23 protein-coding genes are annotated in these 26,700 nt (G+C 62.4%); 7 read left to right on the top strand and 16 right to left on the bottom strand.

Annotated elements, in window-relative coordinates:
• Window positions 1–46: 46 nt before the first annotated feature.
• Window positions 47–1,009 (top strand): acetamidase/formamidase family protein, encoded by a 963-nt coding sequence (locus tag VHD36_12700; GenBank protein ID HVU88170.1) that lies wholly within the window; start codon window positions 47–49, stop codon window positions 1,007–1,009.
• A 134-nt stretch (window positions 1,010–1,143) separates the two neighbouring features.
• Here the strand turns inward: VHD36_12700 and dacB are convergent, their stop codons facing one another.
• From dacB to VHD36_12755, 11 genes are all read right to left on the bottom strand, one after another.
• Window positions 1,144–2,700 carry a D-alanyl-D-alanine carboxypeptidase/D-alanyl-D-alanine-endopeptidase gene (gene dacB / locus VHD36_12705; GenBank protein ID HVU88171.1) on the bottom strand — a complete coding sequence of 519 codons (1,557 nt, stop codon included), beginning with the start codon at window positions 2,698–2,700 and terminating at the stop codon, window positions 1,144–1,146.
• Window positions 2,701–3,188: 488 nt separating this feature from the next.
• A complete protein-coding gene (locus tag VHD36_12710; GenBank protein HVU88172.1) occupies window positions 3,189–3,452 on the bottom strand; it encodes a hypothetical protein in 264 nt (87 codons plus the stop codon).
• 52 nt (window positions 3,453–3,504) lie between these two features.
• Window positions 3,505–4,749, bottom strand: coding sequence for a signal recognition particle-docking protein FtsY (gene ftsY / locus VHD36_12715; protein HVU88173.1), 1,245 nt, complete (start codon window positions 4,747–4,749; stop codon window positions 3,505–3,507).
• Between the two features lie 89 nt (window positions 4,750–4,838).
• The gene (locus tag VHD36_12720) at window positions 4,839–5,129 is read right to left on the bottom strand and encodes a hypothetical protein (protein HVU88174.1); all 291 of its coding nucleotides are present in this window, start codon (window positions 5,127–5,129) and stop codon (window positions 4,839–4,841) included.
• A 284-nt stretch (window positions 5,130–5,413) separates the two neighbouring features.
• Window positions 5,414–5,896, bottom strand: a complete 483-nt coding sequence (gene nusB / locus VHD36_12725; GenBank protein ID HVU88175.1) for a transcription antitermination factor NusB — start codon at window positions 5,894–5,896, stop codon at window positions 5,414–5,416.
• A 186-nt stretch (window positions 5,897–6,082) separates the two neighbouring features.
• Window positions 6,083–6,553, bottom strand: a complete 471-nt coding sequence (gene ribH, locus VHD36_12730; GenBank protein HVU88176.1) for a 6,7-dimethyl-8-ribityllumazine synthase — start codon at window positions 6,551–6,553, stop codon at window positions 6,083–6,085.
• Between the two features lie 98 nt (window positions 6,554–6,651).
• Entirely contained in the window at window positions 6,652–8,094 is a 1,443-nt protein-coding gene (rho, locus tag VHD36_12735) for a transcription termination factor Rho (GenBank protein ID HVU88177.1), read from the bottom strand.
• 214 nt (window positions 8,095–8,308) lie between these two features.
• On the bottom strand, window positions 8,309–8,920 hold the full coding sequence (gene coaE / locus VHD36_12740) for a dephospho-CoA kinase (protein HVU88178.1): 612 nt from the start codon (window positions 8,918–8,920) through the stop codon (window positions 8,309–8,311).
• A 109-nt stretch (window positions 8,921–9,029) separates the two neighbouring features.
• A complete protein-coding gene (polA, locus tag VHD36_12745) occupies window positions 9,030–11,966 on the bottom strand; it encodes a DNA polymerase I (GenBank protein ID HVU88179.1) in 2,937 nt (978 codons plus the stop codon).
• A gap of 299 nt (window positions 11,967–12,265) precedes the next feature.
• Window positions 12,266–13,663: an adenosylmethionine--8-amino-7-oxononanoate transaminase gene (gene bioA, locus VHD36_12750; GenBank protein ID HVU88180.1), complete on the bottom strand. Its 1,398-nt coding sequence runs from the start codon at window positions 13,661–13,663 to the stop codon at window positions 12,266–12,268.
• 59 nt (window positions 13,664–13,722) lie between these two features.
• Complete coding sequence (locus VHD36_12755; GenBank protein ID HVU88181.1) at window positions 13,723–14,520, bottom strand: SAM-dependent chlorinase/fluorinase; 798 nt, start codon at window positions 14,518–14,520, stop codon at window positions 13,723–13,725.
• 180 nt (window positions 14,521–14,700) lie between these two features.
• Between VHD36_12755 and VHD36_12760 the strand changes: the two genes are divergently transcribed.
• Window positions 14,701–14,988 (top strand): hypothetical protein, encoded by a 288-nt coding sequence (locus VHD36_12760; GenBank protein HVU88182.1) that lies wholly within the window; start codon window positions 14,701–14,703, stop codon window positions 14,986–14,988.
• Window positions 14,989–15,395: 407 nt separating this feature from the next.
• Here the strand turns inward: VHD36_12760 and VHD36_12765 are convergent, their stop codons facing one another.
• Window positions 15,396–16,355 (bottom strand): pyridoxal-phosphate dependent enzyme, encoded by a 960-nt coding sequence (locus tag VHD36_12765; protein HVU88183.1) that lies wholly within the window; start codon window positions 16,353–16,355, stop codon window positions 15,396–15,398.
• A 51-nt stretch (window positions 16,356–16,406) separates the two neighbouring features.
• On the bottom strand, window positions 16,407–16,718 hold the full coding sequence (locus tag VHD36_12770) for a Rieske (2Fe-2S) protein (GenBank protein HVU88184.1): 312 nt from the start codon (window positions 16,716–16,718) through the stop codon (window positions 16,407–16,409).
• Between the two features lie 136 nt (window positions 16,719–16,854).
• On the opposite strand from VHD36_12770, the gene VHD36_12775 reads away from it, so the two are divergent.
• The 4 genes from VHD36_12775 to VHD36_12790 all read left to right on the top strand — a co-directional run bounded on the left by VHD36_12775 (window position 16,855) and on the right by VHD36_12790 (window position 21,263).
• Window positions 16,855–17,652, top strand: a complete 798-nt coding sequence (locus VHD36_12775) for an aldolase/citrate lyase family protein (GenBank protein HVU88185.1) — start codon at window positions 16,855–16,857, stop codon at window positions 17,650–17,652.
• Window positions 17,653–17,700: 48 nt separating this feature from the next.
• Entirely contained in the window at window positions 17,701–18,933 is a 1,233-nt protein-coding gene (locus VHD36_12780) for a Tm-1-like ATP-binding domain-containing protein (GenBank protein HVU88186.1), read from the top strand.
• A gap of 2 nt (window positions 18,934–18,935) precedes the next feature.
• Window positions 18,936–19,778, top strand: a complete 843-nt coding sequence (locus tag VHD36_12785; protein ID HVU88187.1) for a phosphoenolpyruvate hydrolase family protein — start codon at window positions 18,936–18,938, stop codon at window positions 19,776–19,778.
• Between the two features lie 195 nt (window positions 19,779–19,973).
• Window positions 19,974–21,263: a GAF domain-containing SpoIIE family protein phosphatase gene (locus VHD36_12790; GenBank protein HVU88188.1), complete on the top strand. Its 1,290-nt coding sequence runs from the start codon at window positions 19,974–19,976 to the stop codon at window positions 21,261–21,263.
• Window positions 21,264–21,341: 78 nt separating this feature from the next.
• Here the strand turns inward: VHD36_12790 and fhcD are convergent, their stop codons facing one another.
• The 3 genes from fhcD to larE form a co-directional block, all read right to left on the bottom strand.
• Complete coding sequence (fhcD, locus tag VHD36_12795; protein ID HVU88189.1) at window positions 21,342–22,238, bottom strand: formylmethanofuran--tetrahydromethanopterin N-formyltransferase; 897 nt, start codon at window positions 22,236–22,238, stop codon at window positions 21,342–21,344.
• A 97-nt stretch (window positions 22,239–22,335) separates the two neighbouring features.
• Window positions 22,336–23,424 (bottom strand): hypothetical protein, encoded by a 1,089-nt coding sequence (locus VHD36_12800; protein HVU88190.1) that lies wholly within the window; start codon window positions 23,422–23,424, stop codon window positions 22,336–22,338.
• A gap of 243 nt (window positions 23,425–23,667) precedes the next feature.
• On the bottom strand, window positions 23,668–24,528 hold the full coding sequence (gene larE / locus VHD36_12805) for an ATP-dependent sacrificial sulfur transferase LarE (GenBank protein ID HVU88191.1): 861 nt from the start codon (window positions 24,526–24,528) through the stop codon (window positions 23,668–23,670).
• 608 nt (window positions 24,529–25,136) lie between these two features.
• On the opposite strand from larE, the gene VHD36_12810 reads away from it, so the two are divergent.
• Entirely contained in the window at window positions 25,137–26,333 is a 1,197-nt protein-coding gene (locus VHD36_12810) for a M20 family metallopeptidase (GenBank protein ID HVU88192.1), read from the top strand.
• Window positions 26,334–26,700 lie beyond the last annotated feature (367 nt).

A 26,700-nucleotide genomic window follows, 5' to 3' on the forward strand; every position in this document is an offset into this window, starting at 1 on the left:
CGTGCGGTCCGGAATTCGATTACCAGTTACTGCCGGAGGAGACATCGTGCAACGCATCGAGCGCGAACAGGCACGCAAATACGCCTTTAATAGCCAAGACACACCGCTGTTGAAGGTCGAGCCGGGCGAGACGTTCGAAATCGAAACGTACGACGCCAGCACCGGCTACTTCCGCACCCCCGAAGACAAGGCCATTCCCGCCCGTCGCCCCGGCTTCGATCGATTGCCGCCACTGGCTAATCCGATTGGCGGGCCCGTGTGGGTCAAGGGCGCCGAGCGCGGCGACGTGCTGGTCGTCTCGATCGAAGAAATCGTGGTCGACGATTACTCGTGGATCGCCGTCGGGCCGCGCCGCGGGCCGCTCGGCGAGTCGACGCGCTGGCCCGAATTATCGGCCGACTACACCACGCGCATCTTTCGCCACACCGCGGGCGCAAGCGGCACGATGCGCGACGGCACGTTGAAATTCAACGACCGCATTACCTGGCCGCTGACCCCTTTCGTCGGCACGCTGGGCGTCGCGCCTGACCGTGAAGTCACGACCAGCGTCGACGGGCAAGGGGAATGGGGGGGCAATCTCGACATTCGCGACGCCACGGCCGGGAACCGTATCTACCTGCCCGTGTTTCACCAGGGCGCACTTTTTTATCTGGGCGACGTACACGCCAGCCAGGGAGACACGGAATTCACGGGCACGGCTGCCGAAACGAAATCGACGGTGCGCCTGAAGCTGGAAGTCATCAAGCAGAAGCGGCTGCCATGGATGCGGATCGAAAAGCCCGACTCGATCGTGTCGGTGTACGCGTTTCGCCCGCTGGAGGTCGCGGTCGAAACGGCCACGATCAACCTGATGGACTGGCTGATCGCGGACTACGGTTTCTCGCCGACCGATGCCTATTGCTTCGTCAGCACCTGCCCCGATTTCCGCATCAACGTCTACCAGATGTGCAAGCTCGGCAAGCTGAACTACGTGGCAGGCGCCGAAGTGCCAAAGCGGTACTTGAAGTAGCCGGCAGAGGGTAGCCGGCAGAGGGCAGCCGGCAGATGGCAGTGAAAGGCAAATGCAACATGATCGCCACGGCGAACTACTGAGGGCTAGCGACCAAATCTTCTAACTGCCTGCTGCCCTCGGCCGGCTGCCAACTATTCCTCGCATATCGCCTCGCACAGCCTGCCGAGCACCTGGCCGATGCGTTCGCGGTCTTCGGACTTCGCGATTTGCACCTGATTGACGACCAGCGACATGGCCACGCGCTTTCCTAAGTGCGTTGTGCCGTAGCCGGCCAGGGCCTTGCTATTGAGGATCGACGTGCCGTTCATCGTATTCGACCAGACGAGCGTGCCGGTCTTGGCGCGGACTTTTCCACGAGCAGGGCTGTCCTTGGGTACGGCCGTGGCCAGCGTGCCGTCTTCGCCGAGAATCGGCAGCGCGTCGTGGTATACGGCGAAGTCGGGCCGCGTGGCCATATAGCGGAGCAGTTGCACGGTGACGCGCGGCGAAGTGTAATCAGCCCGGTCGCCGCCGGCTCCGCCGCCGAACGAAATCGTGTCGACGTCGATGCCGGCCTTGGCGAGAAAATCGTGTTGCCGGCGCAAGCCCGCCGCGAGCGTGCGCTCGCCATGCCGGGCGGCTATCAAAAGCGGCAACGTGCTGGCGTGCAGATTGTGGCTGACCTTGAGGATCAGCCTGGCCGATTCCGAGAACGGCGGCGATTTCAGCACCGCCACGCGCGATAGCCCCGGGTAATCTTCTTCGTCAGGTAGCTCGTCGTCGTCGTTCGACTCCAAGGGCGAGGCTTGCACGTCGACCCCCGCGCGCCGCAACGCCTCGATCAACAGCGACCGCGCGAACGACGCCGCGTCAGGAACTTCGTGAATTCGCACGAGCGGCTTCGCCTCGGCCGCGATCTGGCCATGAACGATCACGACGTCTCCGATGGGCGATTCGATGTCGACGCGCGTTTCATCCTCGGAGCGCACCGTCTCGACTTGCACGTCGACGCGTACCGCCGACGTATGCGGACGCCACTCGACCTTGGCCGGATGATCGGGCGTGGTCGGCAAAATCCGCACGTCGATCAAATTGTCGTTGATCATGATCGGCGTCAGGCGACCTGGCCCGCTGCCGGTCCCTTGCGCGGTGTCGAACAATCGATCGTCGATAAGCACGTCCCCCGCGACGTGCTTGATGCCGCCGGCGGCGACCTGCCGGGCCAGTTCGTTCAGCCCGGCGAGCGGATCCGAGCGCGTGATCTCGGCCGAGCGACTGAAGTTGGCATACGTGTGATCCGAATCGACGAACGCGATATGGCCTGCCTCGTCGGTGCGGCCTCCCATCGTCAAGTCACCGCTGGCCACCAGCACCAGGTTGCCATGCAATCGGCCGTCGCTGTCGACCTGCCCGTCGGCATAGACGGGCGTTTCGAAACGATAGTCGGCGCCGAATTCGTCGAGTGCCGCGGCAACAGAAAACAACTTCGTCGTCGAGGCCGGTGCGAACAGCTTGTCGGCCGCGCGCTCGTAAAGCGTGTCGCCCGACTCCATGTCGACGATCAACAAGCCCCAATGGGCATGCTGGAATTCCGGCGCGTCGATAAGAGCTTCGATGCGCTTGGCAAGATCATTGGCAGCGGCGCGATCTGCGGCGAACGGGTAGACCGCGAAGATCGCTAGCGTCAGAAAACGAAGTGCGCGTCGCACAGGCAGGTCCCTCCCAAGGTTCCAGAACAACTATAGCTCGGGCGCGCCGAGGGCTATTCTGGACACAGCGGGAGCCCTTTGCAACGGAGCAGATATGGGCGGATACCTGCTGATCCTCAACGGCTTGTTCTACGCGCTGGGATCAGTAAGTTCGCGGCGCGTGTAGGGTCGCCGCGAGCCATGACGGATCCGGACGATTCGCACAACGTCGTGGTCGATAACGAAGACAGCACGAAAGACGTGAGGTCGTCTCCCGAATAGTAACGGCCGCAGTTCGCGTTTCAGCTTTCGATGCTCGGGCGCCAGCGCACAGCGGTGTGGGTAGTCGGCGAGAGTCTCCAACGTTTCGTGAACCTTGACAAGCCACCGCCCGGCAGTTTCCGGAGCATGCGGCGAACCCAAAGAAATGCAGCTTCAAGGTCCTGCTCCGCCAGCGGCTGGACGCGGAACGATGAATTTCATTTTGCTGCTAGTGAATTGCGCCGTAACTACGAGTCACGAAGGCCGTGCTTTTCGCGGAGCCGCGAAAACGCCTCGTCGAGCGTCACGCCTGGTTCGCCTCGGTCGACAGATTCCAGCCCGACCGCTATAGCGGACTCCTCTTCTTCGCTGCTTTCGAGTGATTCGAGTGCTTCGAGAAGCAACTGCTCGAAGGAGGAATAACGGCCCGACGCCAACTTCTCGCGCACCAGACGTTCGACATCCGGCGACAGATCGTACGACATGACGACGTTCTCCAGAGCAATTCGCACACTCTAGTCATTCTATCAGAAGTGTCGCCATCACGCCGGAAATCTTCGAGGCCTATTGCACCCCTCCGGTCGGAAGCAGATCGTCGAACATGGCTTCGACAAACTGGTCGGGATTGAAAAGGGTCATGTCCTCGGCCTTCTCACCGACGCCGAGGTACTTCACCGGCAGGCCGACCTGCTGACGAATGGCCACTACGACGCCGCCCTTGGCGGTGCCGTCGATCTTTGCCAAGACGATGCCCGTACACTGCACGGCTTCACTAAAACTCTTTGCCTGGCTGATGCCGTTCTGCCCGGTCGTGGCGTCGAGCACCAACAGCACTTCGTGCGGCGCGCCGGGCACCTTCTTGCCGATGACGGTGTGAATCTTCGTAAGTTCCTTCATCAGGTTCTGCTGCGTTTGCAGACGGCCGGCCGTATCGACGATGCACACGTCGGCGCCGATTTCCACGGCGCGGCTGACGGCGCGATGCGCGACGCTGGCCGGATCGCTGTTGGCCTCACCCTTGACGATTTCTGCACCTAAGCGCTTGGCCCACTCGCCAAGTTGCTCGACGGCGGCGGCGCGGAAGGTATCGCCGGCGCCCAGCACTACCTTCTTGCCCTGGTTGATGAAGGTCCACCCGAGCTTGGCGATCGACGTCGTCTTGCCGGCGCCGTTTACGCCTGCCACCATGATCACGGTCGTGCCGGTGGGAGCAAAACGAATCGGCTCCTCGGGCTGTTTCAGCAACTCCTTGAGCTTCTTCTTCAGGCTGCCGACGACGTCTTCCATGTGGACGACACGGCCGCGGAAGTCGGTCCGCACCTGCTCGATGGATTGCTGCGCAAAAGCCACGCCCATGTCGGTCTTGATGAGGATTTCCAGCAGCTCATCGAGAAAAGCATCGTCGACCAGCCGGCCTTCACTCTTGAACAGGTCGCGAATGTCGGTGTTGAGGATGCGCGTGGTCTTTTTCAGGCCTTCGCGAATCTTGGCGAAAAAGCCGGTCTTCTTTGGCGGCTCGGCGGGCGCGGGGGCCGGCGTCTCGGGCTCGGGAGGTGATCGTTTTGCAGCAGGCTCGGCCGGGGTCGGCGCGGGAGCTTTGGCAGCTGGAGATACGGCAGGAGGTGTCGCGACAGGTGTTGCCACGGTTGGCGGTGCTGCCGCCACCGTCGGGCGATCCGCCACGATGACCGTCTTCTCACCGGGACCCACGCGCACCGTCCCCTCGGGCGCGTGCTCCTGCGCAGGCTTCGCGCCTTGCTCCGGCGGCGGCGTCTCTCCCTTTTTCTTGAAGCGATCGAGAAAACCCATCGTGGTCCAAAGCCTGTCTTTAGTAGCGTCTTGCAGCGCACACGGTTCGACCAATTCGAGCTGAGCGCCGCCTGCCGAGCTTACGGGAATCAGTGGATGGCGACAATGGCTCCGAGGGTCAGCCCGAGAAGGATGACGTTTGCCAGCAATCCAACCACACGTATCACAAAGAGCGGTGGATTCTTCGACGTCCCCCAGAATGTAAGAAAGGAAAGGCTAATCGCCAGCACCAATAGCGGAGAAAGCCCAATGGCACTGACAATGCATGCGGCCACGGCCCCCTCGATTCGCGGATCCGTCGATTCAACGCGCGCGAAGAAAAGCATCAGCCATAGTGGTCCGTATGTCGCGATTGAGGCAATTCCAAACCAAAGCGCCACGACCTCGTTCGTGACCGGTGACAGGTCATCCGCTTCGGCCTGCTGTCTCCATCGATCGCCCGCGACTCGCCAAGCTTGAGGTATTAGAGCGGCCGTCAGGAGGACGGCCACCGTAAGTACAGCGAATCCAGCGTGAACGGACCATGGTTCCTCCCGAAACGGCCAACATGCAAGCACCACCGCGATGATGCCCGTTAGCAGTAGTACGGAACGAACGCTGAATTGCCACCTTGGCTTCGTTGGCAAGCACGGGCTGGACGTTGTGGCTGCCATTTCTCACGGCATCACTTGTTGCCCGCATGCCCCGCCAGAAAGCGGTCGAGGATGCCGTTCACGAACTGTGCGCTGTGGGCGGTGCCGAACCGCTTGGCCAATTCAACCGCCTCGTTGATGGCCACGCGGCCGGGTGTCGCGGTGTAAAGAATCTCGTACGCGCCCAGCCGCAGCACGTTGCGGTCCGTCGCGGCCATGCGTTCCAGGCTCCAATTGTCCGCCGTGCGCGACAAGAGCGAATCGAGTTCCGTCTGGTTGCGGCGCACGCCATTGACGAGCGACTGCGCCAGATCGACCAATTCCTGTCCACGCAAGCGCAGCAACTGCACTTGCTCGCGCGATAGTCCCTGCCCCACGATTTCCTCCGGCGTCAGCTCCGGGCAAAGGCGCGCGGCGACAAACGCATCGCTGCGGGCATGATCCGGCAAGGGATTCAAGTCCTCTTGATAGAGAACTTGCAGGGCAACTTCACGGGCTCGACTACGGCGTGTCATAGGATGCTTTTGTGGCGTTAACGTCGGTCCAGTACTTCTGCGCCTAACCCACCCCCGCTTGCGGTTACTGCAGGCTGATTCGCTGCGCAAGGCTAGCATTTCCGTGGCTGCCGCGGCAACCGGCCTGTGATTTCGGGCGGGAAGCGGTTCGTTCCCGGCGAGGCCGATCCTGGCAAACCGCTTTCCCTAACGCGGCAACTGCGAAATCAAATCGATCATTTGTAAGGCGGCTTCGGCGCAGTCACTCCCCTTATTGCCTACGTTACCGCCCGAGCGGTGGATCGCCTGTTCGAGGCTGTCGCACGTGAGCAGGCCAAATAATACTGGAATGCCAGTGCGGACCGAAAGACCGGCCAGTTCCAGGCTCACCGCCCGGTTGATGTGCTGATCGTGCGTCGTCTCGCCGCGAATCACCGCTCCCAGGCAAATCACGGCGGCATAGCGTTCGCTATCGGCCAATCGGGCTGCCACGACGGGAATTTCGAAAGCCCCCGGAACCCAGGCCACGGTGACTTGCTTCTCAGGGACGCCCGATTTGGCGAGCGTCTCGAGCGCACCGGTAAGCAGCCGGCCCGTCACCGACTCGTTGTAGCGCGAGACGACGATCGCAATCGCTGCTGCCGTGGCTTTGGTTTTACCTTCGAACGTTTGTGGCATGGCAAAGAAGCTAGAAAGAAATCTCGATGCAACGGATCAGCGGAGCAAGAATGGCGTGCCGTGATCGTTCACTGGCAGCCAAGGAAGGCCGGCGCACGCTACTTCGTATTCATGCTCATCAGGAACTCGGCATTGCTCTTGGTCTTCTGCAAGCGATTGACCAGCAGTTCCATGGCGTCGGTTGGGTTCATGTCGTTGAGCACGCGGCGCAGAATGCACACCCGGCGATGCTCCTCGGGGTCCATCAGCATTTCCTCGCGGCGCGTACCGCTGCGGTTGACGTCGATCGCCGGCCAGACGCGCTTGTCGACCAGCTTGCGATCGAGCACGACCTCGAGGTTGCCGGTTCCCTTGAACTCCTCGAAGATCACTTCGTCCATCTTGCTGCCCGTGTCGACCAGGGCGGTGGCGATGATCGTCAGCGAGCCCCCTTCTTCGACCTTGCGGGCCGCGCCGAAGAAGCGCTTGGGCCGCTGCAGGGCGTTGGCATCGACACCGCCCGATAGAATCTTGCCCGAGTGCGGCACTTCGGCGTTCCAGGCCCGCGCCAGCCGCGTGATCGAATCGAGGAAGATGATCACGTCGTGCCCGTATTCGACCATCCGCTTCGCCTTTTCGATGACCATTTCCGAGACTTGCAGGTGCCGGGCCGACGGCTCGTCGAAGGTCGAGCTGATCACTTCGCAATTCGGCCCTTTGACCTGACGCTCCATATCGGTCACTTCTTCGGGCCGTTCGTCGATCAGGAGCATGATCACGTACACCTCGGGGTGATTGATCAGCACGCTCTTGGCCATCTTCTGCAGCAGGATCGTCTTGCCGGCGCGAGGCGGGCTGACGATCAAACCGCGCTGGCCGAACCCGATCGGCACGATCAGGTCGACGACGCGCATGTTGATCTCTTCCGGAGCGGCCTCCAGCACCACGCGCTTGTCGGGGTGCAGCGGCGTCAGCTCGTCGAACGAAACGCGCTCCGAGACCAGGTTCGGGTCCTGGTAATTGATCGCCTCGACGCGCAAGAGAGCGAAGTACCGCTCGTTCTCCTTGGGGGGACGGATCTGGCCCGACACGGTCGCCCCCGTGCGCAGCCCGAACCGGCGGATCTGGCTGGGCGAGACGTAAATGTCATCCGGGCAGGAGAGGTAGTGATAGTCGGGGCTGCGCAAGAAACCGAAGCCGTCGGGCAGCACCTCGAGCGTTCCTTCGCCGAACATCAGGCCGTTGAGCTTCACGCGCTCTTTCAGAATCTTGAAGATCAAGTCCTGCTTTTTGATGCCGGTCAGTTCGGTGAGATTCTCGCGGCGCGCCTGCTCGATCAATTGCGGCATGCTCATGCGCTGCAATTCGGCGATGTGAATGTCGCCGTGCTTGATCTGCTCGTAGCGGTCGTGGGTGTCGTCGCCCCCGAGGGCCGCCTCTTCGGCGATTTCCTCGGCCAACGACAGGGGCTCGCCTTCCAGCTCCGCCGTCTCGGTGACGTAATCCTTGGCGTCGGAAAGGGTATTGGTCTTCGTGACGCGAGGTTGTCGAATTTCCGACATGGCACGCATTACTCCGGATGAGAACCGTTGTGCGGACGCGCGGAAGGCGTCTGCGGCAGGAATTCAAAATCGTTTTGAAGGGACAGCGGCCAGGCCGAAGCCGGTCGCACGACAAACATGCAGGTGATTCAGATCAGACTAGGACGCGGCCTTTACGGACGGATTCGTGTTCAGGCGCGGGCAGGCGTGACGGGGTTGGTGACGTGCCGTGAAATCAACCGACGAGCGATTGCCACAAACGATTGACTTGCTCGCGTGTGGCCTCCGGCGAACCGGAGTTATCCAGAATCACATCGGCGCGATCGCGCTTCACGTCCAAGGACTTTTGCGCGGCCTCACGAGCGTTGAATTCCGCGTCGCTCCAGCCGCGCCCTCGGGCTCTTTCTAATCGTACCTCACGCGGGGCCTCGACGAAAACCGTTTTGTCGCAAAATTTGTTCCAGCCAGCTTCCATCAGTAGTGGTGCATCCAACACCAGGACTTGCTTTCCCGCGGCCTCCAAAGCAGCAGCCTGGCGACCTAACAATTCGCCAATACGGGGGTGCGTCAATTGCTCGAGAAATTGCCGGTCAGCGGTCGCACGATCTGTGCCGGCACTGCCTCCGCCAAAGACGCGCCGGCCAATCGCCGGCCGCGAAAGCCGCCCGTCGGCTCCGACCACTTCCTCCCCGAAGCGGTCGCGTATCGCCTGCTTTACCTCTTCCAGTTCCAGGACCTCGTGTCCGGCTCGATCGGCGTCCAACCAACCGGCTCCTAATTCTACCAATTGTTGAGCTACCAGGCTCTTTCCGCTAGCAATCCCCCCGACTAACCCAATTATTCGCACGCGGCACCAGCCCCGGCGCCTTTCGCCCGAAAAAATGCCGTTTTGTCTTTAGCGCCGCGAGCGCCTGATGGTTTCCCGCGCCCCATCCTCGATTCAACTCCGTGAAGTATTAGGTGGCGTCGGATATTTCTGAATGAAAATCGAGCGGCTCATCGCCGGCGGCCGACCAAGGCTCGGTCTCGGCCCAGTTCATCCCCGTCTTAACATCGACGACCAGTGGCACGCACAATTTCATCACGCTGGACATTTCTTGGCGCACTAGCTCCGCCAGCGGCTCCAACTCGGCGGGCGGCGCCTCGAACAACAGCTCATCGTGAATTTGTAATAGAAGCTGCGCCGACAGATCGCCCTCGCGCAGCCGGCGATCGACCGCCAGCATGGCCAGCTTGATCAAGTCGGCCGCCGATCCTTGGATTACGGTATTGATGGCTGTCCGCTCAGGCAGGTTCCGCTGCCGAGGGGCATTGGGCCGGACGCCGCGAATGGCTCTTTTGCGCCCCAGGATCGTCTTAACATAGCCATTGGCCCGACATCCTTCCAGTATTTCTGCGAGAAATCGGTCCACGCCCGGGTAACGCTCGAAGTACGCAGCGATGAAATGTGCCGCTTCGTCCTGTTCGATGTCGAGGCTGTTGGCCAATCCGAACGCGCTTTGACCATACAGCACGCCAAAATTGACGGCCTTGGCGCGGCGCCGCATTTCAGAAGTGACGTCATCAAAGGGGACACCGAACACTTGGGCCGCGACTTGCGTGTGAATGTCATCACCACGCTCAAACGCGGCACACAGCGTTTCATCCCGGGAGAAATGTGCCAGCACCCGCAGCTCGATCTGCGAATAGTCGGCTGATAATAATCGCCAGTCCGCCGGCCCGGGCAGGAACGCCGAACGGATATCGCGTCCCTCGCGGGTCCGAATGGGAATGTTTTGCAGGTTTGGATCGCTGGAACCCAGACGGCCCGTCGCCGCGACAGCTTGCTGAAACGTCGTATGCACGCGCCCGGTGCGCGGATTCACCAAGCCCGGCAGCGCGTCGACGTACGTGTTCTTCAATTTCGAATACTGGCGAAATTCGATGATCTTTGCCGGCAGCGGATGCTGCGCGGCAAGCTCGACGAGCACGCTGGCATCGGTGCTGGGCCCCGATTTCGTACGCCGCAGCGCCGGCAGCTTCTGCTCGGTAAACAGCACCTGCTGCAATTGCTTGGGCGAGGCGACGTTGAACTCGTGGCCGGCCAGGGCGTAAATCTCTTTCTCGGCCGCCGCGACCTTCTTGCCGAAATCGGCGCTCAGCGCCGCCAGCCGCGCCGCATCAACGCGAATGCCGGTGCGCTCCATCCGAGCGAGCACGGCGGCCAGCGGTATTTCCAGATCCACCAGTAGCCGTTCCAATTCCTCTTCTTGCAATCGCTTCGTAAGGAGCGGAGCCAGCCGCAGCGTCACGTCGACTTCCTCGCCGGCCGTTTGCGTGGCCAAAAGCGCTACGGCCGCCGGATCATTCTCACTTGCGGCTTGCGGCGCGGACATGCTGTGTTCCAGGTAGCGCTGCGCAAGCTCATTCAACGTGTGATTGCGTTCCCCCGCGTCGAGCAGGTAGCTGGCAAGCATCGTGTCGAAAACAAAGCCGCTCGAATTGATCCCGCCGCCGGCGAGCAGCAGCATGTCGTGCTTGGCATCACGCGAGATTTTTTCGATGCGCTCGTCTTCCAGGATTGGCCGTAGCACCGCAAGCGTCGCGTCGCGATCCAGTTGGCCCGACGCGTCCTCTGCAGCAAGCGGCAGATACCAGGCTTCGCCCGCCGTCCATGCCACGGCCAGCCCGGTGATCTCGGCCTGCACCGCCATCGCGCTTTTGCCGTGAATGCGCACCGCGATGCGCGGTTGCGCTGCAAGCTGCGGGAGCCAGGACGCGAACTTCTCGGCGGTGTCGATCGCCCGGTAGTTCCCTTGCCAGATGCTCGGTACGTGCTGCACCTGCGCACGAAGCTGCTCGGCAAAGCGATGAAAACCGAACGCGCCGCACAGCGCTAGCGCCCTCTCAGGGTTTAGCGGCCGGCGCTCTGCGGCCGGCCAATCAATGGCGATCGGTGTCTTTGTATCGAGCCGCACCAACTGCCGGCTGAGAAGGGCCTGTTCACGGCCGGCAATGACGTTCTCGCGCCGTTTGGTTCCGGCGATTTCGCCGGCGTGCTCGAAGATTCCTTCCAGCGAGTCGTATTTGTTCAACAGCTCGCGGGCGATCTTCGGTCCGATCAGAGGGATGCCCGGCACGTTATCGACCGAATCGCCGACGATCGCCTGATAGTCGACAACCTGGTCCGGCCGTATGCCCCAGTCGGCCGCGAGCGCCCCGGCGTCGTACATCAAGTCCTTGCGAACGTTGTATACCACGACGCGATCGGTAATCAGTTGCCGGCAATCCTTATCGCCGGTCACCAGGTAGCATTCGCCGCCGGCATCATGGGTCAGTTGGGCGAGCGTCGCCAGCACGTCGTCGGCCTCATAGCCTGCCAACTCCAGGATCGGAATGTCCAAGGCTGCAATCATGCGCCGCAGCGCCGGGAATTGTGGCCGCAGCTCGCCGGGCATCTCGCTGCGCTGCGATTTGTAACCGTCATACAAATCGTGGCGGAACGTCGGGCCCGACATGTCGAACGCGCAGAACAGGTAATCCGGCTTTTTCTTCTCCAGCAGGAACAGCAGATCGCGCGTAAACCCGAAGACGGCGTTCACTGGCTCGCCACGTGGGCTGGTCATCTCGGGAATGGCGTGGAAGACCTGGAAGATCAGCGAATTGGCGTCGATCGCATACACCGTCTTGCCAGTCAGATCAGGCGGCGGCGTCGGGCCATCCGGCGAAAGCAGGTTGCGCGGTTCGACCTCGGCGATGTCATCGGCTGCGTTTGTGCCATTCGGCCCGAGCTTCTCTTCGGCGCCTTCCGTTTCCACCGAGCGTGCGGCTTTCGCCGGTGCAGCTTTTTTCGCCGGTGCATCGTCCTCACGATCGAAAAGCGAAGCCTGGCGTGGCGAGCGCGATTTGGCCATGACGAAAATCGGTAGGAAAGGAGCGAGAACGCGACGAGAGGAAACCCGACAAACGACGGGCTTACACGTATCGTATGCCTTATCGCGCCGGTCGCCAACCCTGGCTCGAAGCCGAGCGGAAGCTCGCTCTGAAAGCGGCGTCAGATTGCGGCTGCCCAGAATATCTTGCCACAGAGCACTCAGAGGACACCGAGACAAGAGCACGACGGGCACTCTCAGTTGCTTCTCTGTGATCTCTGAGCTCTCTGTGGCGAGATTCTCTTCGCAGGAAGAATCAGAGATGACCGAAAGTGACGCGATCAGCGCGGCTGCGTGGCGCGCTCAATGCCATATTCCACGGCATCGGAGATTTGATCGAGCTCAGCAGGCGAAATGGCCAGTGGCGGCATGATTACAATCACATCGCCCAGCGGCCGCAATAGGACTCCTTTCTCGCGGGCATGCCGGCACACTTCGCGGCCGCGCTGCTCGTTCCACGGAAAGGGCTCGGCTGTGTCACGATTGCGAACCAGCTCAATGCCGGCGAGCAGGCCACGCTGCCGCACGTCGCCCACGTGGCGGTGCCCGGCGATGCGCTCGAGACGCTGGGAAAGCTGCTCACTCCTCTTTGTCACGACAGCCAACACTTGCTCGTCCTCAAACACTTCGAGCGATGCCAACGCCGCAGCCGCCGCGAGCGGGTTGCCGCTGAATGTGTGACCGTGAAAGAATTGCCGACCGGCGTCAGCGGGTCCGAGAAATGCGTTCCACACGTCACTTGTCGCCATGGTTGCCGCCATCGGCAGGTAACCGCCAGTCAGCCCTTTGCCGAGGCAGAGAAAATCGGGTGCAACGTCTTCATGCTCACAAGCAAACAGCCGCCCGGTGCGCCCGAAGCCGACGGCGACTTCGTCGGCAATCAGCAAGACATCGTAGCGGCGCGTTAGCTCACGCAGCCCGTGCAAGTAGCCTGGCGGATGGACGAGCATGCCGGCCGCGGCCTGCACCAATGGCTCGACCACCAGCGCCGCGATTTCCTGGTGCCGCTCGGCTAACAATTGTTCGACGGGCTGCAAATAGTGGGCGGCGAGCTGTTCGGGCGGCAGCTTCACCGACGTGCGGTAAGTCACCGGCGCCGGCACGCGCAGGCAATCGAACAACAGCGGCCGGAACATCGCGTGAAATCGCGCCACGCCCCCGACGCTGACGCTTCCCAGCGTGTCGCCGTGATAAGCGTCTGAGAGTGCCGCGTACTTCGTCTTCGCCGGTCGTGGGTCCTGGCGCTGCTGCCAGTATTGAAAGGCCATCTTCAGCGCGACCTCGACGCTCGACGAGCCGTCGCTCGCGAAAAAAACATGGTTCAGCCCAGCCGGTGCCAGCTCGACCAGCCGGCGTGCCAGCCGCACGGTCGTCGAATTCGAAGCGCCCAACAGCGTGGTGTGCGCCACCTTGTCTAGCTGCTCACGGATAGCGGCGTTGATGCGCGGATGATTATGCCCATGGACGTTGCACCACAGACTGCTGACGCCATCGAGGTAGGTCCGCCCGGCGCTGTCGTAAAGGGTGCAGCCGTCCGCGCGCTCGATCAGCAGCGGCTCGTACTCGGCCATCTGCGTGAAGGCGTGCCAGACGTGCTCGCGATCCCAGGCGGCGAGCATCTCGGGCGGCGGCGCGTCACGATCGGATGCGTCACAACCGCGCGCGTGACCGTCTGGCACGTCGCGGTGGGCGTCCGCGCTTTCATGCGCATTCCCAGACGCGACTGGCGCGACCGGCTTTACCATTGAATCGTCACCGGCGTACCGACGCTCACCCCCAGCATCAGCGCGGCGCTGTCGCCGACGATGGCTAGTTCCAGGAAGCCGCTCGAGCCAATGAGGGCCATGAGGGTCATTTCGGGCTGATCGCTGTACGTGCGAAAGATGCCTTGCGTCTCGTGTTCGTCGCAATGGATTTGCGTGCGCTCGTCGGTCGGCGCGTCAGCGAGCATATCGCTCGTGATGTCGGTAATCAGGTTGCCGAACGAGTCGATCGACCGCACTCGTCCTTCGATCTTATTGGGCAAGATCCGCACCTCCGGTTCCGGGAGTTCGACCAGGCGTTGCCGCGGCGCCCCCAATTCATTGGCGTCGAGCCCAAGGCTCAGCCTGGCGGCCACGGGCGCCATGATATCGCGTCCGTGAAACGTGGCGGATACACGCTCTTGCCAGAAGCGGGGCTCGGTTAAGGCTCGTATTCTAGAGGGGCGCGTGCGGGCCGCCAAGCGAGCGAGCAACCCGTTGTCGGGGGCGATGTAATGACGCCCGGCGATCTCGGCATAGACGATTTCCCGCGCGCTTCCCACGCCCGGATCGACGACGGCCACATGAATCGAACCGAGTGGAAAACTATCGGCCACTTCGACCAACGTCCAGGCGCCGGCCGCAATGTCCTGCGGCGGAATCGCATGGGTAACGTCGACGATCGCGGCCCGCGGGTTCAGCGCCAGGATCACCCCCTTCATCTGGGCCACGTACGGACTGCCCACGCCGAAGTCGGTCAAGAGCGTGATGAGCGAACGTGATTCGTCGGGCATAGGTGAGTCCAGCTTCGTCGGAATTGAAGCCGGTCCGTCGCCGGCATTCGCGCTCCGCTTACCAGGAAGATTGTACTCAGGAGCGGGTTGCGGCTTCGCCTACCAACTCGTCGCTTCCAAATCGATGGGCTGATACCGCCATTCCAGAGGGGAGGGCGCTGCCATCGGCGAGAATTCGAAATGAAGCACCCGGCGGTGCCCGATCGCTGTTGCCGCGTTCGACGAATGCAGGATGAGCGGCCGCAGCACAAGCGCGTCCCCCGCGCTAGCGCCGCAGATTACGGGCGATACGTCGCGGGTAAGCTCGCTGACTTGAGCTTCGGCAAGTCGGCCGAACCGATGCGATCCTGGTATCACCCGCAGGGCGCCATGTTCAGCCTGACATGGATCGAGGTGAATCCGCAGGGTGACCATGTGCTGCATGACTTCGAAGGGCGGCTGGGCGTGATGTATGCCAGCCTTAAGTGACCAGGCGGTCCAGTCCGCAACATCGGCGCGCGATTTGACAGCCACCGACAAATCCTGGTGCCACGAAACGTGCCAGTTCGCCGAGGCGGTCTTGTCGAACAATATGGCCCTTGTCAGATAAGGTCGAGAGCCGACGGCCGATCGCAGTACGACGCGCACGCGCGGCACGCGGAAAATTGCGTCAAGGCCTGGCACCACCTCGAGAAGGTTCCTGACCGCGTACACCTCGCTACGGCGCCGAACGGCTGCGCTTTGCCATGATTCCGTCGCGGATTCTATAGTCGAGATCAGCCGTGATACTTCATCCGCTGTAAGGCAGCCCTTGACGATCGCATAACCGGGTTCTTCCAGACCGCGCACAATCGATCTCGAGATCGATCGACGCTCGCCGGGTTCATTAGGCGTCGTCATTGGCCCCACGCAAGCGCGTCCAAATCGACATTGCCGCCACTGAGGATGATGCCCACGCGCCGGCCGGCGAAACGTTCTGCATTTTCCAGCAGCACCGCGACGGGCACAGCGGCTGAAGGTTCGATGATGATCTTCATCCGTTCCCAAACGTGCCGCATGGCGCGCATCGTGGTCGCATCGTCGACGGTTATGATCTCGTCGACCAGCCGCCGAATGACGTCGAACGTCAACTCGCCGAGCGACGTGCGCAATCCGTCGGCCACGGTCTGCGGATGATCGCTCGGCATGATCCGGCCCACGGCGAGCGAGCGCTTCGCATCGTCCGCTCCGGCGGGCTCCGCCCCGATCACCTGAACGCCGGGTAACAGGGCCTTGGCCGCGATCGCCGTGCCGCTCAAGAGTCCTCCGCCGCCAACCGGCGCGATGATCACGTCCAGGTCCGGAACGTCGGAGATCAATTCGAGCACTGCCGTTCCCTGCCCGGCGATGATGCGCGGATCGTTGTAAGGATGAATGAACACGCCGCCGGTTCGTCGCACGACGTCGTCGGCCGTTTGCTCGCGTGCCTGTACGGTGGGCTCACACTCGACGATCGTCGCTCCATAGCCGGCCACGGCCGCCCGCTTCACGGCCGGAGCGTTCCGCGGCATGACGATCGTGGCCGGAATGCCGCGCATCCGAGCGGCCAGGGCCAACGCCTGTGCATGGTTGCCCGAGGAATGCGTCACCACGCCACGGTGGGCTTCGTCATTCGAGAGCGATAACACGGCATTCGAGGCGCCGCGGAACTTGAAGGCCCCCACCTTCTGAAAGTTCTCGCACTTGAACGCAACGGTGGCGCCGGTCGCGTCGTCGAAGAATTGCGACCGTAAGACGGGCGTGCGATGAACGACACCGGCGATCCGTGCGGCCGCCTGCCGGACCGCGGTGATATCGAGGGCCGCCGCGTTTGCCATGATTAACCCGCCGCGAGCGTTTTTAGGTGCACACCCGACAGACGTTTCATGTCAGCCTGGCACGCGCACCTGAATCTCGTCACCTACGACGCGCACATCGAACCGGTCGGTTTGGACTTTGGGATTGTCACACCACGCGCCGGTGCAGACGTTGAAACGCCAGGCATGCCAGGGGCACGTGACCACTCCCTGGTGCACCTGGCCAGCTCCCAGCGACGCCCCCATGTGTGGGCATAAATCATCGATGGCGTGATAGCCTTCGCCGGTATTAAAGACCGCGACCAGCCGGCCGTTCACGGTGTACGTCTCGCCACGCCCCTCGGGAATCGCCCCCACCTTGGCAACGGTCACAAACTCGGACATCAGGTAATCCAGACGAGTGAGAAGCGTAAGCCAGCGGCAATTCCCAACGGGCCGTAAGAAGTTTATTCTAGCGGTTCAGCGCCGAACAGGGGCGCGGTGCCGCGCCTCCCCTCCCGCCCTGAGAACACATCGAATCATGAAAACCAATATCGTCAAACGTAAGCTGCGCGAGGGAAAGCCTTCGTTCGGCACCTGGCTGTCGCTGGGAGATTTGTACGCCACGCGCATCTTGGCGCGCATGGGTTTCGATTGGCTAACGCTCGATATCGAGCACTCGGCGATCGACTGGTCGCAAGCGGCGATGATCTTTGCCGCTATAGCCGACGCCGGTTGTGTACCGCTCGCACGCGTGCCGAAGGGAAATCACGACTACATCAAGCGCGTGCTGGACGGCGGCGCCTGGGGCATCGTAGTGCCGATGGTCGATACGGTCGAGCAGGCGCAAATCGCGATCCGGGCCGCCAAGTATCCACCTTTCGGCAATCGCAGCCTTGGCGGTGGCATGCACAGCCTGAATTTCGACGCCACCTCGGCCGAGTATTTCGCCAAGGCGAACGACGAAATCCTGGTCGTGCTGCAAACCGAAAGCCCGACGGGCGTGGCCAACGCCGAAAAGATCTACGCGCTACCGGGCGTCGACGCGATTTTCGTGGGTCCGGTCGACCTGCGGGCGCAAATGCGTGCGCCGGACGGCAAGGAAGCGACCGATCAGGAATTCGAAGCCATGCTGCAGCGCGTTGTCGATATCGGTAAGAAGACCGGCACGCCGACCGGCATGCACACGATGGAGACGGACGCGGCTCTCGCCCGCGCCAAGCAGGGCATGCAGTTCATCGCCGTCGGAAGCGAACTGCGGATGATGTCGCAGCGTGCGCAGGAAATCGTGCGTGTCGTGAATCCCGAGGCCGGCGAAAAGGTTCAGGCCCGCTACTAACTAACTCCGCAGATTTTCTAATAGGCAGCGACGCGGGGCCACGAACGCATGAGCGTCTACCTGCTCGCCACACTCGACACCAAGGGGCACGAGGCGGCCTTCCTGCGCGACCGTTTGCGCGCATGCGGCGCGGCGGTGACGCTCGTCGATACGGGCGCGCTAGGCACACCTGCGATCACGCCCGATATCACGCGCGAAGAATTGTTTCTGGCCGGCGGGACGAATTTGACCGAGATCGTGGCCCGTGCGGATCGTGGCGCTGCCGTGGCCGCGGCAGCAGCCGGCGCCGCGCATCTAGTTCAGGCTCACCACACGGCCGGACGCGTTTCCGGAGTTTTGACGCTTGGTGGATCGGCCGGCACGACGATCGGCTCGGCCGCCATGCGTGCCCTGCCGCTCGGCGTACCGAAGATGATCGTCAGCACGCTGGCCTCGGGCCAGGTGCGTCATTACGTGGGCGATAAGGATATCCTGATGCTCAACGCCGTGGTCGATATTTCGGGCCTGAATCGCGTCAGCCGCACGATTCTCGACGAGGCGGCGCGGGCCATGGCGGGCATGGTCTCGTTACCGCCAGCCCCGGCCGACGCCGCGGATCGGCCACTCGTGGCCGCTACGATGTTCGGCGTGACGACACCCTGCGTCGAGCGTGCGCGGCAAGTCCTGGAAGCCGCCGGTTGCGAAGTGCTCGTGTTTCACGCCACAGGCAGCGGTGGGCAAGCCATGGAATCGCTCGTGGCCGACGGCCTGCTCGCCGGCGTGCTCGACATCACGACCACGGAATTGGCCGACGAGCTCGTCGGCGGATTCCTGTCAGCCGGTCCCGATCGCCTGACCGCCGCGGGGCGCGCGGGCGTGCCGCAAGTGGTTTCGGTCGGTGCGACCGACATGGTTAACTTCCATGCGCGCGATACGGTGCCCGAGCGTTTTCGTGATCGGTTGCTCTACCAGCACAACGCCAGCGTCACACTGATGCGCACCACGGCGGAAGAAAATGCCCAAATTGGCGCCGATATCGGGCGCAAAGTGTCGGCGGCGAAGGGACCGGCGCTGGTATTGCTGCCCGAGCGCGGCGTGTCGGCCATCGATCGTACCGGGCAGCCGTTTAACGATCCCGCGGCGCGTCAAGCGCTCTTCGACGCTATCCGGCGCACCGCCGGCGCGACCGAGATCGTGTCGCTCGACTATCACGTCAACGATCCACAATTTGCCGAAGCGGCGGCCGAACATTTATTGGCTCTGATGCAGCTGCCGAAAAGTCGCACACACCGAGAGACCTGACGATGGCGCTATTTTCACGTGACGAAATCTTGCAGCGGCTGCGGGCCAAGGTTGCCGCCGGAAAACCGATCATCGGCGGCGGCGCCGGCACGGGGCTGAGCGCCAAGCTGTCCGAGGCCGGCGGCATCGATCTCTTGGTGATCTACAATTCCGGCCGCTTTCGCATGGCGGGGCGCGGTTCTCTCTCAGGCCTGATGCCCTATGGCGACGCCAACGGCATCGTCATGGAAATGGCCCGCGAGGTGCTGCCGATCGTCCAGCGCACGCCCGTTCTGGCCGGCGTGTGCGGCACGGATCCGTTCCGCGTCATGAAGCTGTTCTTGCGCGAGGTCGATCGGGCAGGCTTCTCCGGCGTGCAGAACTTCCCCACCGTCGGCCTGATCGATGGCACATTCCGCGCGAACTTGGAAGAAACCGGCATGGGCTTCGGGCTCGAGGTCGACATGATCCGCGCGGCGCGCGAATTGAACCTGCTGACCACTCCCTACGCGTTCAATCCAGACGAAGCCGCGGCGCTGGCCAAGGCGGGCGCCGACATCCTGATTCCGCACATGGGGTTGACGACCAAGGGAACGATCGGCGCGCAGACGGCGCTATCGCTCGACGAATCGGTCAAGAGCGTGCAGGCCATGCACGACGCCGCCAAGCGCGTGAATCGCGCCATTCTGGTTTTGTGCCACGGCGGCCCCATTGCCGAGCCGGCCGATGCCCAATACGTGCTGGACCGTACCGAGGGCGTGGTCGGTTTCTACGGCGCCAGTTCGATGGAACGCCTGCCCGTCGAGCCAGCGATTACCAATCGGGTCCGGGAGTTTACCGAGTTAAGGTTTCGCGCCGCGAAGTAACAGGACGCACAATCGTCAGTTGATCAGACAATTGGAAACGGCCCGTGGAACGAGGGCGCGGTGTAAAGTCGCGTCGCCTCTTCCCGGCGCGCGTACAATGGCCTGTCCAACTTTTTCTGGCGAGGGCATGGCCGCCGGGGCGATAGAGAACGGCCAGGCGGTCATAGGGGTACAGTCGGCGGGCAAAGGAGCATCATGGTTTCGACTTTCGAACTGACGCAAGGGACGTGGCAGGAACGGCTCGAATACGTCGTCGCGATGATGCGCGAAATGAGCGGCGCCAAAGACCCGCAGAAAATGGTCGAGGCCTACGCCGCCCGCGTCCGCAAGCTACTGCCGGGCGACCGCTGGATGGCCATCAGCCGTCGCGGGCTGGAACCGCCCAAGTATCGCATCACCCGTTCGAGCATCTGGCCGCGGCACATCAATCCCTGGAAAGAGCAAGAACTACTGCCCGTGTACGATCGCGGCCTTTTGCAGCGACTGCTGTACGAGGGAGAGCCGCGGATCATTAGCCGCCCGATCGTCGACCCCGACGATCCCGCGGCCGAACACCTGGCCGACATGCAGTCGCTCTTGGTGATTCCGCATTTCGAAGGCGGACGCGTCTTGAACATGGTCATTACGGGCAGCCGCGACCCGGACGCCTTTGACCATGAGCGCCTGCCCGAAATGCTGTGGCTGAGCAACTTGTTTGGCCGGGCGACGCACAACCTGGTGCTATCGGACCAGGTACAAGCGGCGTACGCGGCGGTGGATCATGAGCTGCAGATCGTGGCCGACATTCAGCGTTCGCTACTGCCCAAGGCAATGCCGCGCGTTCCGACTTTGGATTTTGCCGTCAACTATCAAACGTCGCGGCGTGCCGGCGGAGACTACTACGATTTTTTCGAGGTGCCGGGGGGCAAGCTGGGAATTTTTCTGGCCGATGCCAGCGGACATGGCACACCGGCCACGGTGATGATGGCCATCACGCATAGCATCGCGCATTCGTTTCCCGGAGCGCCACAACCTCCCGGCGCGATGCTGGCATTCCTCAATGCACAGCTAACGTCCCGCTATACGGTCGAGAACGATTCCTTCGTCACGGCGTTTTACGGCATCTACGATCCGGCGACGCGCGTGTTGAACTTTGCGCTAGCGGGCCACAATCCGCCGCGCTGGCGACGCAGCGACGGCACCATCCAGCCGCTCGGCGAAGAGGCGGGACTACCGCTGGGCGTTAGAGCGGGCGAGGAATATCCGGAATGCTCGCAGAATCTGGCGCCTGGGGATACGGTGCTGTTTTACACCGATGGCGTGACGGAAGCCTCGAGCGACGGTCAGATTCAGTTCGGCGTCGAAGGGCTGGACAAGGTCCTCTATCGCCCGCTGAAGACTTCGGCCGAGATCTTGGTGGCGCTGAAAGACGCGCTCGAAGAATTCACGGGCGGCCAGGCCCCCGAGGACGATCGCACGGTGCTCGCCATCCGCGTGAAGGATTAAGGCGGCGGTACGGCACCGCGTGTGCCATGCTTTTTCGCCGCCAGGCGAATAAGCATGCCGTTTCGTCATTCCATCGCGTCACGATCCCTCGGCCAGCACCTGGTGCAGGCGAAAGTGAAACTTGCCGAGCTTCCCGCCATAGTTACCGGCACTGATCGCTACGACTCCTGGCCCCGCCGCGGCGCGAATACCGGCAGCCATCGCCCGCGCGATGGCCGGTTCGTCAACGCCGTCGATCACCAGTTCATAGGCGCAGTTCGCCTCGGCGTGTAGTTGGGTCGGCACGCGGCCGCGCAACGTCGGGCAAAAGGCGTCGGCCGTCGAGGCGTGCAGCTTCTTATAGCGCGAGCCCACCTTGCTGCCGCTGCGTGCGATGCCGCCGGGAAAGGGCGTGATGACGCCGGGCAAGGGAGCCAGCGCCTCGACCGCGCGCCGCGAGGCGGCGAGCGCCGTCGGCAGATCGATGCCTTGAACAATCAGGTTGCCGCCAGCGACGCCCTTTTCAACGCCGAGCGATTCTTCGACCAGAAACTCGCCATCCATCACCGGGATGCGCCAATAACGGCGCGAGAGCAATAGCTTGCTCTTCTGAAAACCGTCGCCAAAAAAGCGAATGTGCTTGCCGAGCGGAATGCGTTCTACAGCCTCGGGCAGCCCGTCGTAGACGGCCGTCGTCGGGCAAGTCATCAGGCACTGCCCAGTGCGCGTCGGAACGGCTTTTTGCAGCGCCTCGGTGGAAAAACCGAAGACCAGAACATGCGCGCCCGGCCGGCCATCGGGAGTCTGCTCGGCGGGCAACCACTCTTCGACCCCGGCTTCGGCATCGCAGGCAATCACGGAGCTGGCGTAGCCGGTGAATTCATTGACGGCGGCACGCAGCCAATGCTCGTCGTGCGCGGTGACGAGCAAGCGCGCGTAGCGCATGCGAAAGGCTTCGGCGAAGGTATCTTCGATCTCGGTACCGTCAATCAGCAAATCCGAACTCCCACATATCTTCTGCGACAGAGATGCAGGTTATCGCCTGATGGCCGCAGGGGGTAGGCCGCAAGGCCGTGGAAGAAGCGGCGAATCGCTAGAAGTTCGGGCTGTTGGCGGCCCCCAGGCCCGTTACGGTCGTCGCGCCTTCGGTGGCTTCGGCCGGGGCCAGGCTGAGGATGATCAGCACGAAGTCGCGAAACGTCTTCATGTTCTCGGGCGTGATCCATACGTAGCAATCGCAACCGCACCCCCGATAATGCCCGACCCGGCAGGCGCACTTGGGCACATCGCGTTTGCAGCCGTGCATGATCCATGGCATGGCGTACGGGTTGGGCGACTCTTCGTCCCCTTCCTGGACCAGCTTGACGAGCGCTTCGATCTTGTCCTGTGCCTGTTCGATCAAGCCGACATTACGTCCGGGGCGGTAATAGGCGCCGATCGGCTCGACCGACTCGTCCGCGGCTTCGCTTGTCAAGCGAACGACTTCTTCCTTCAAGAATTCCAGCTTCGAAGGAGGGCCGGCGATGCCATGACTGAACGATTCTGGCTCGTATTTCTGCGGCGTTTCCGAGAGCTCATCGATTTGCACGTATAATTCGTGCAAGTCGGCTTCGATCCGCTCGAGGCGCGCCTGCCTTTGCGGGTTCGCGTTTTGCTTCATCGTCGCGAGCATTTCCGAAGCCACCTCGCGCGTTAGCGCGATATGGTAACTCGAGCACAATTCGCAGATCTGGTCGTACGCCTCGTGTTTGATCGAGCCATCGGGATCGAACGGATTGAGCGCTTTGCGATAGGCCAACTGCAACAGCGACAGATCGTCGGGATCGATCACTGGGTCGACGTTCCATTGATGCAGGATATTCGTCTGCGCGCCGACATTCGGCGCGACGTAGCCGGGGCCGCCCAGGTTGGCCCCGATGAAACCCTGCCCCTGATCCGCGATCTGCACCAACCCGCCGTTTACGCGGACATGCCAGGCGAGCGAATCAGGAGAGCACGAGAACATGGCTAGGTTATCGAGCACCTGCTGATATTGCAGGTCCGAGAGCGTTCCCGCCTGACTGACGGTGCGCGATCCCAACCGCGCGGCCGTACACCCGCAGAGAGAGATCAGCGCAAGCGCGCAGCCCAAGCGCAGAGACGAAGTAAACCAGGCGCAATTGTTCGGGCGGCGTGCTGGCACGTTCGCGGCGCGCATTGGGTTTGGGCAAGCTGATAAAACGTTGTCGATAACATCGGCAATCCGGCTGGGCTAATTCAGGTAAACGTGTGGTTCGAAATTCAGATCCGTTGAAGCGGCGCGACTTGGGTGCCGCGGGGTAGCTTGTCGACTAGTGCTGCATTGTGTTCTGCACTGGTGGACAAGCCACCAGTGGCACTCTGCCTGGGAACGGCCACACTCGAGAGAAGGGGGGCGACAGCAGTGCTAGCGCAGCACGCGCAAGCTTTCCACCGGAAGAATCGCGTTCAGGCTCCCGGAGCGAAAGCCTTCCAGATCGAGCGTGACGTACTGGAAGCCGAAACGCTTCAATTGCTCGACCAGTTGCCCGCGCACCTCGGGCTGGGCCAATCGCGGCAGGGCCTCGAGTGGTACTTCGAGCCGTGCCAGATTGCCTTTGTGGTAACGGACCCGGATTTCGCGCAGGCCCAGCGCGTGGAGCACGCGTTCGGCCTGATCGATCATATGCACGCGCTCGGGCGTGACCTCTTCGCCATAGGCGATGCGGCTGCTCAGGCAGGGGCTGGCCGGCTTGTCCCAAACGGGCAAGCTCCAAGCGGCCGCCAATTGGCGAACCTCGTCTTTCGACAGATCGCATTCCAAGAGGGGGCTGTGCACCTGGTGCTCAGCCGCGGCAATCATTCCCGGCCGATGATCGCCTCGATCGTCGAGGTTCGCGCCGTTGAGCACCACCGCGACACCAAACCGTTCTGTCACGCCGGACAGTTGTGTGTACAGCTCGGTCTTGCAGTGGTAGCAACGATCGGGCGCGTTAGCCAGATAAGCCGGATCGTTGAACTCCTCGGTCGTCATGACCTCGTGGCGAATGCCGATCAACTGGGCAAGCGAGCGGGCTTCGTCGAGCTCACCCGACGCGAGACTGGCGCTGGTGCCCGTTACGGCAATGGCCCGGTCGCCGAGCGCCAACTGAGCGGCCTTGGCGACGACCGTGCTGTCGACTCCGCCGGAGAAAGCGACGGCACACGAACCATAGCCGCGGATCAACGCGAGCAACCGATCTCGCTTGGCGAGCAGCTCGGGCGCCAGTTCCGTCGGTCGTGAAGCCATGGTCTCAATCGCGCGGCCCTTAAGCACGCGCCGTCCGGAAAACTCCGACGGGAGCCATCTTGGGCGACCGCCTGAAAGGTATTCGGCCGGCGAGAAATGCGCGGGCGCGCACGCCTGCGAAAAAAATCTCCACCGCAATGCCGTGGCGACGCGGTTTTCGAGAGCCCGCATTCCAACATGGGGGTGGCCTCGATCCCGGGTTGTGTGATCCGAGCGTTGGTTCCGGACTTTTCGTCCGGACGCCGGCTATACACGCGGCCGAGATCTTAACGAATTGGCACCCAGCGGACTTTCTTATCGGCTCCCCAAAATAGGACGTCTCAGCACGAACATGGCAGAGAAACACCGAGGCCGACAAACCCGCCGAAAATCGGCGAAATCCGCCAAACCAAGGCTGTCCGAATCCTACTCACGCACTGCGCCCGATGCAAGGTTGCCTTTGGCCGAAGCCCGCGTCAAATGCACGGGAACCGCCTGTTTCAGAGTGTCGTACACGGCCGCTAACGCCTGGGCTGTCGCCGCAGTAGAATGTCCGGCACGCAAAGTATTACCGCGCGCTTGCCCGGCGATACCGGTGCGGTAGCGCCTCAGAATCAAGAAGCTTGCATATGCCGCTCGATCTTGTCGACACGCTCAGCCAGTTGGTCGCGATACCCAGCGTCAACCCGATGGGACGTCCGGTCTCGGGACCGGAGTACTTTGAGTACCGCATGACAGATTGGCTGCAAGCCTTTTTCCAGCGGCTGGGTCTGCCGTGGATGCGTCAGACGGTCGAGCCGAAGCGCGATAACATCGTGGCGCGTTTCGACGGTTCGCCTGCCCCCGACGCTGGCGGCAAGATCGTGCTGCTCGAGGCACATCAGGACACGGTGCCCGTCGACGGCATGACGATCGATCCCTGGACACCCGCGGTGCGCGACGGGCGCATCTATGGGCGGGGTTCGTGCGATATCAAAGGCGGGATGGCGGCCATGCTGGGCGCCCTGGCGCGACTTGTCGAAGAGAAGCCCGGTGTCCGGCCGACGGTGATCATGGCGTGCACCGTGAACGAAGAGCACGGCTACAGCGGGGCCCAGGCACTCACGCGTTTGTGGACCGCGGCGGGTGGTGACTCGATCATTCCGCGCACGCCGGACATGGCCGTGGTGGCCGAGCCGACGAATCTCGACGTCGTCGTCGCGCACAAGGGTGCGGTGCGTTGGCGCTGCCACACACATGGCCGCGCGGCGCATAGTTCGCAGCCGCAATTGGGTGATAACGCGATCTACAAGATGGCCCGGGTGTTGTCGGTGTTGGAAAGCTATGCGCGCGACGTGCCGGCGTCGCTCTCGGCCCACCCGCTTTGCGGCCGCCCCAGCCTGAGCGTGGGTGTAATCAGCGGCGGCCTGAGCGTGAACACCGTTCCGGCCCGGGCGACGATCGAAATCGATCGGCGCATCATTCCCGGTGAAGATGGCGAGACAGCCTATCGGCAGGTTGTCGACTACGTGAACCACCGCACGGAATTGGGCGCGGCGGTCGAACACGAGCGCCCCTACCTGGAAGGACGCTCGTTGGCCGATGGTCCGAACCAGGCGCTGGCCGAACAACTGGTCGAGGCAGCCCGCTGCGTGTACAGCCGAGCCACCGAAATCGGCGTCCCCTTCGGCACCGATGCCGCCACGATCGCCGGCGCGGGCGTGCCCAGCGTGGTGTTCGGCCCGGGCTCGATCGCCCAGGCCCATACGGCCGACGAATGGCTGTCACTCGACGAACTTTCGGCGGCGAGCGAAGCGCTGTATCGGTTTCTGAGCAGCGTGTCGTAGGCCCCGCGCAGTGAGTTGTTCGCGCGGGTAGGTCTGGTGCCATGCTTTTTCCGCCATCGGCGGAATAAGCATGCTGCTTTAAGCTCCAATGCGCCGCGTGAAATCGGCATGCTTATTCGGCTGCGCCGAAAAAGCATGGCACCCCGAGACCAAGGCGCGCGATAGGCCGTAACGAAAACCGCGCGAACTTAGGTCACTCCGCCTCGATTAGAACTGATCGAGAATAAAGTGATTACCCCAATGATACTTGCGGGTCATGGGGAATTCGTTGTGCCAGCGCTTGTTGTAGACCGGCACCCGCATTTCCGGCGGATAGCGGTAGTACAAGCTCTCCGAGCTGCGGTAATAGTCCGCGCTCCAGAAGTTC

The sequence above is a fragment of the Pirellulales bacterium genome (assembly GCA_035546535.1).
Taxonomy (GTDB): Bacteria; Planctomycetota; Planctomycetia; order Pirellulales; family JACPPG01; genus JACPPG01.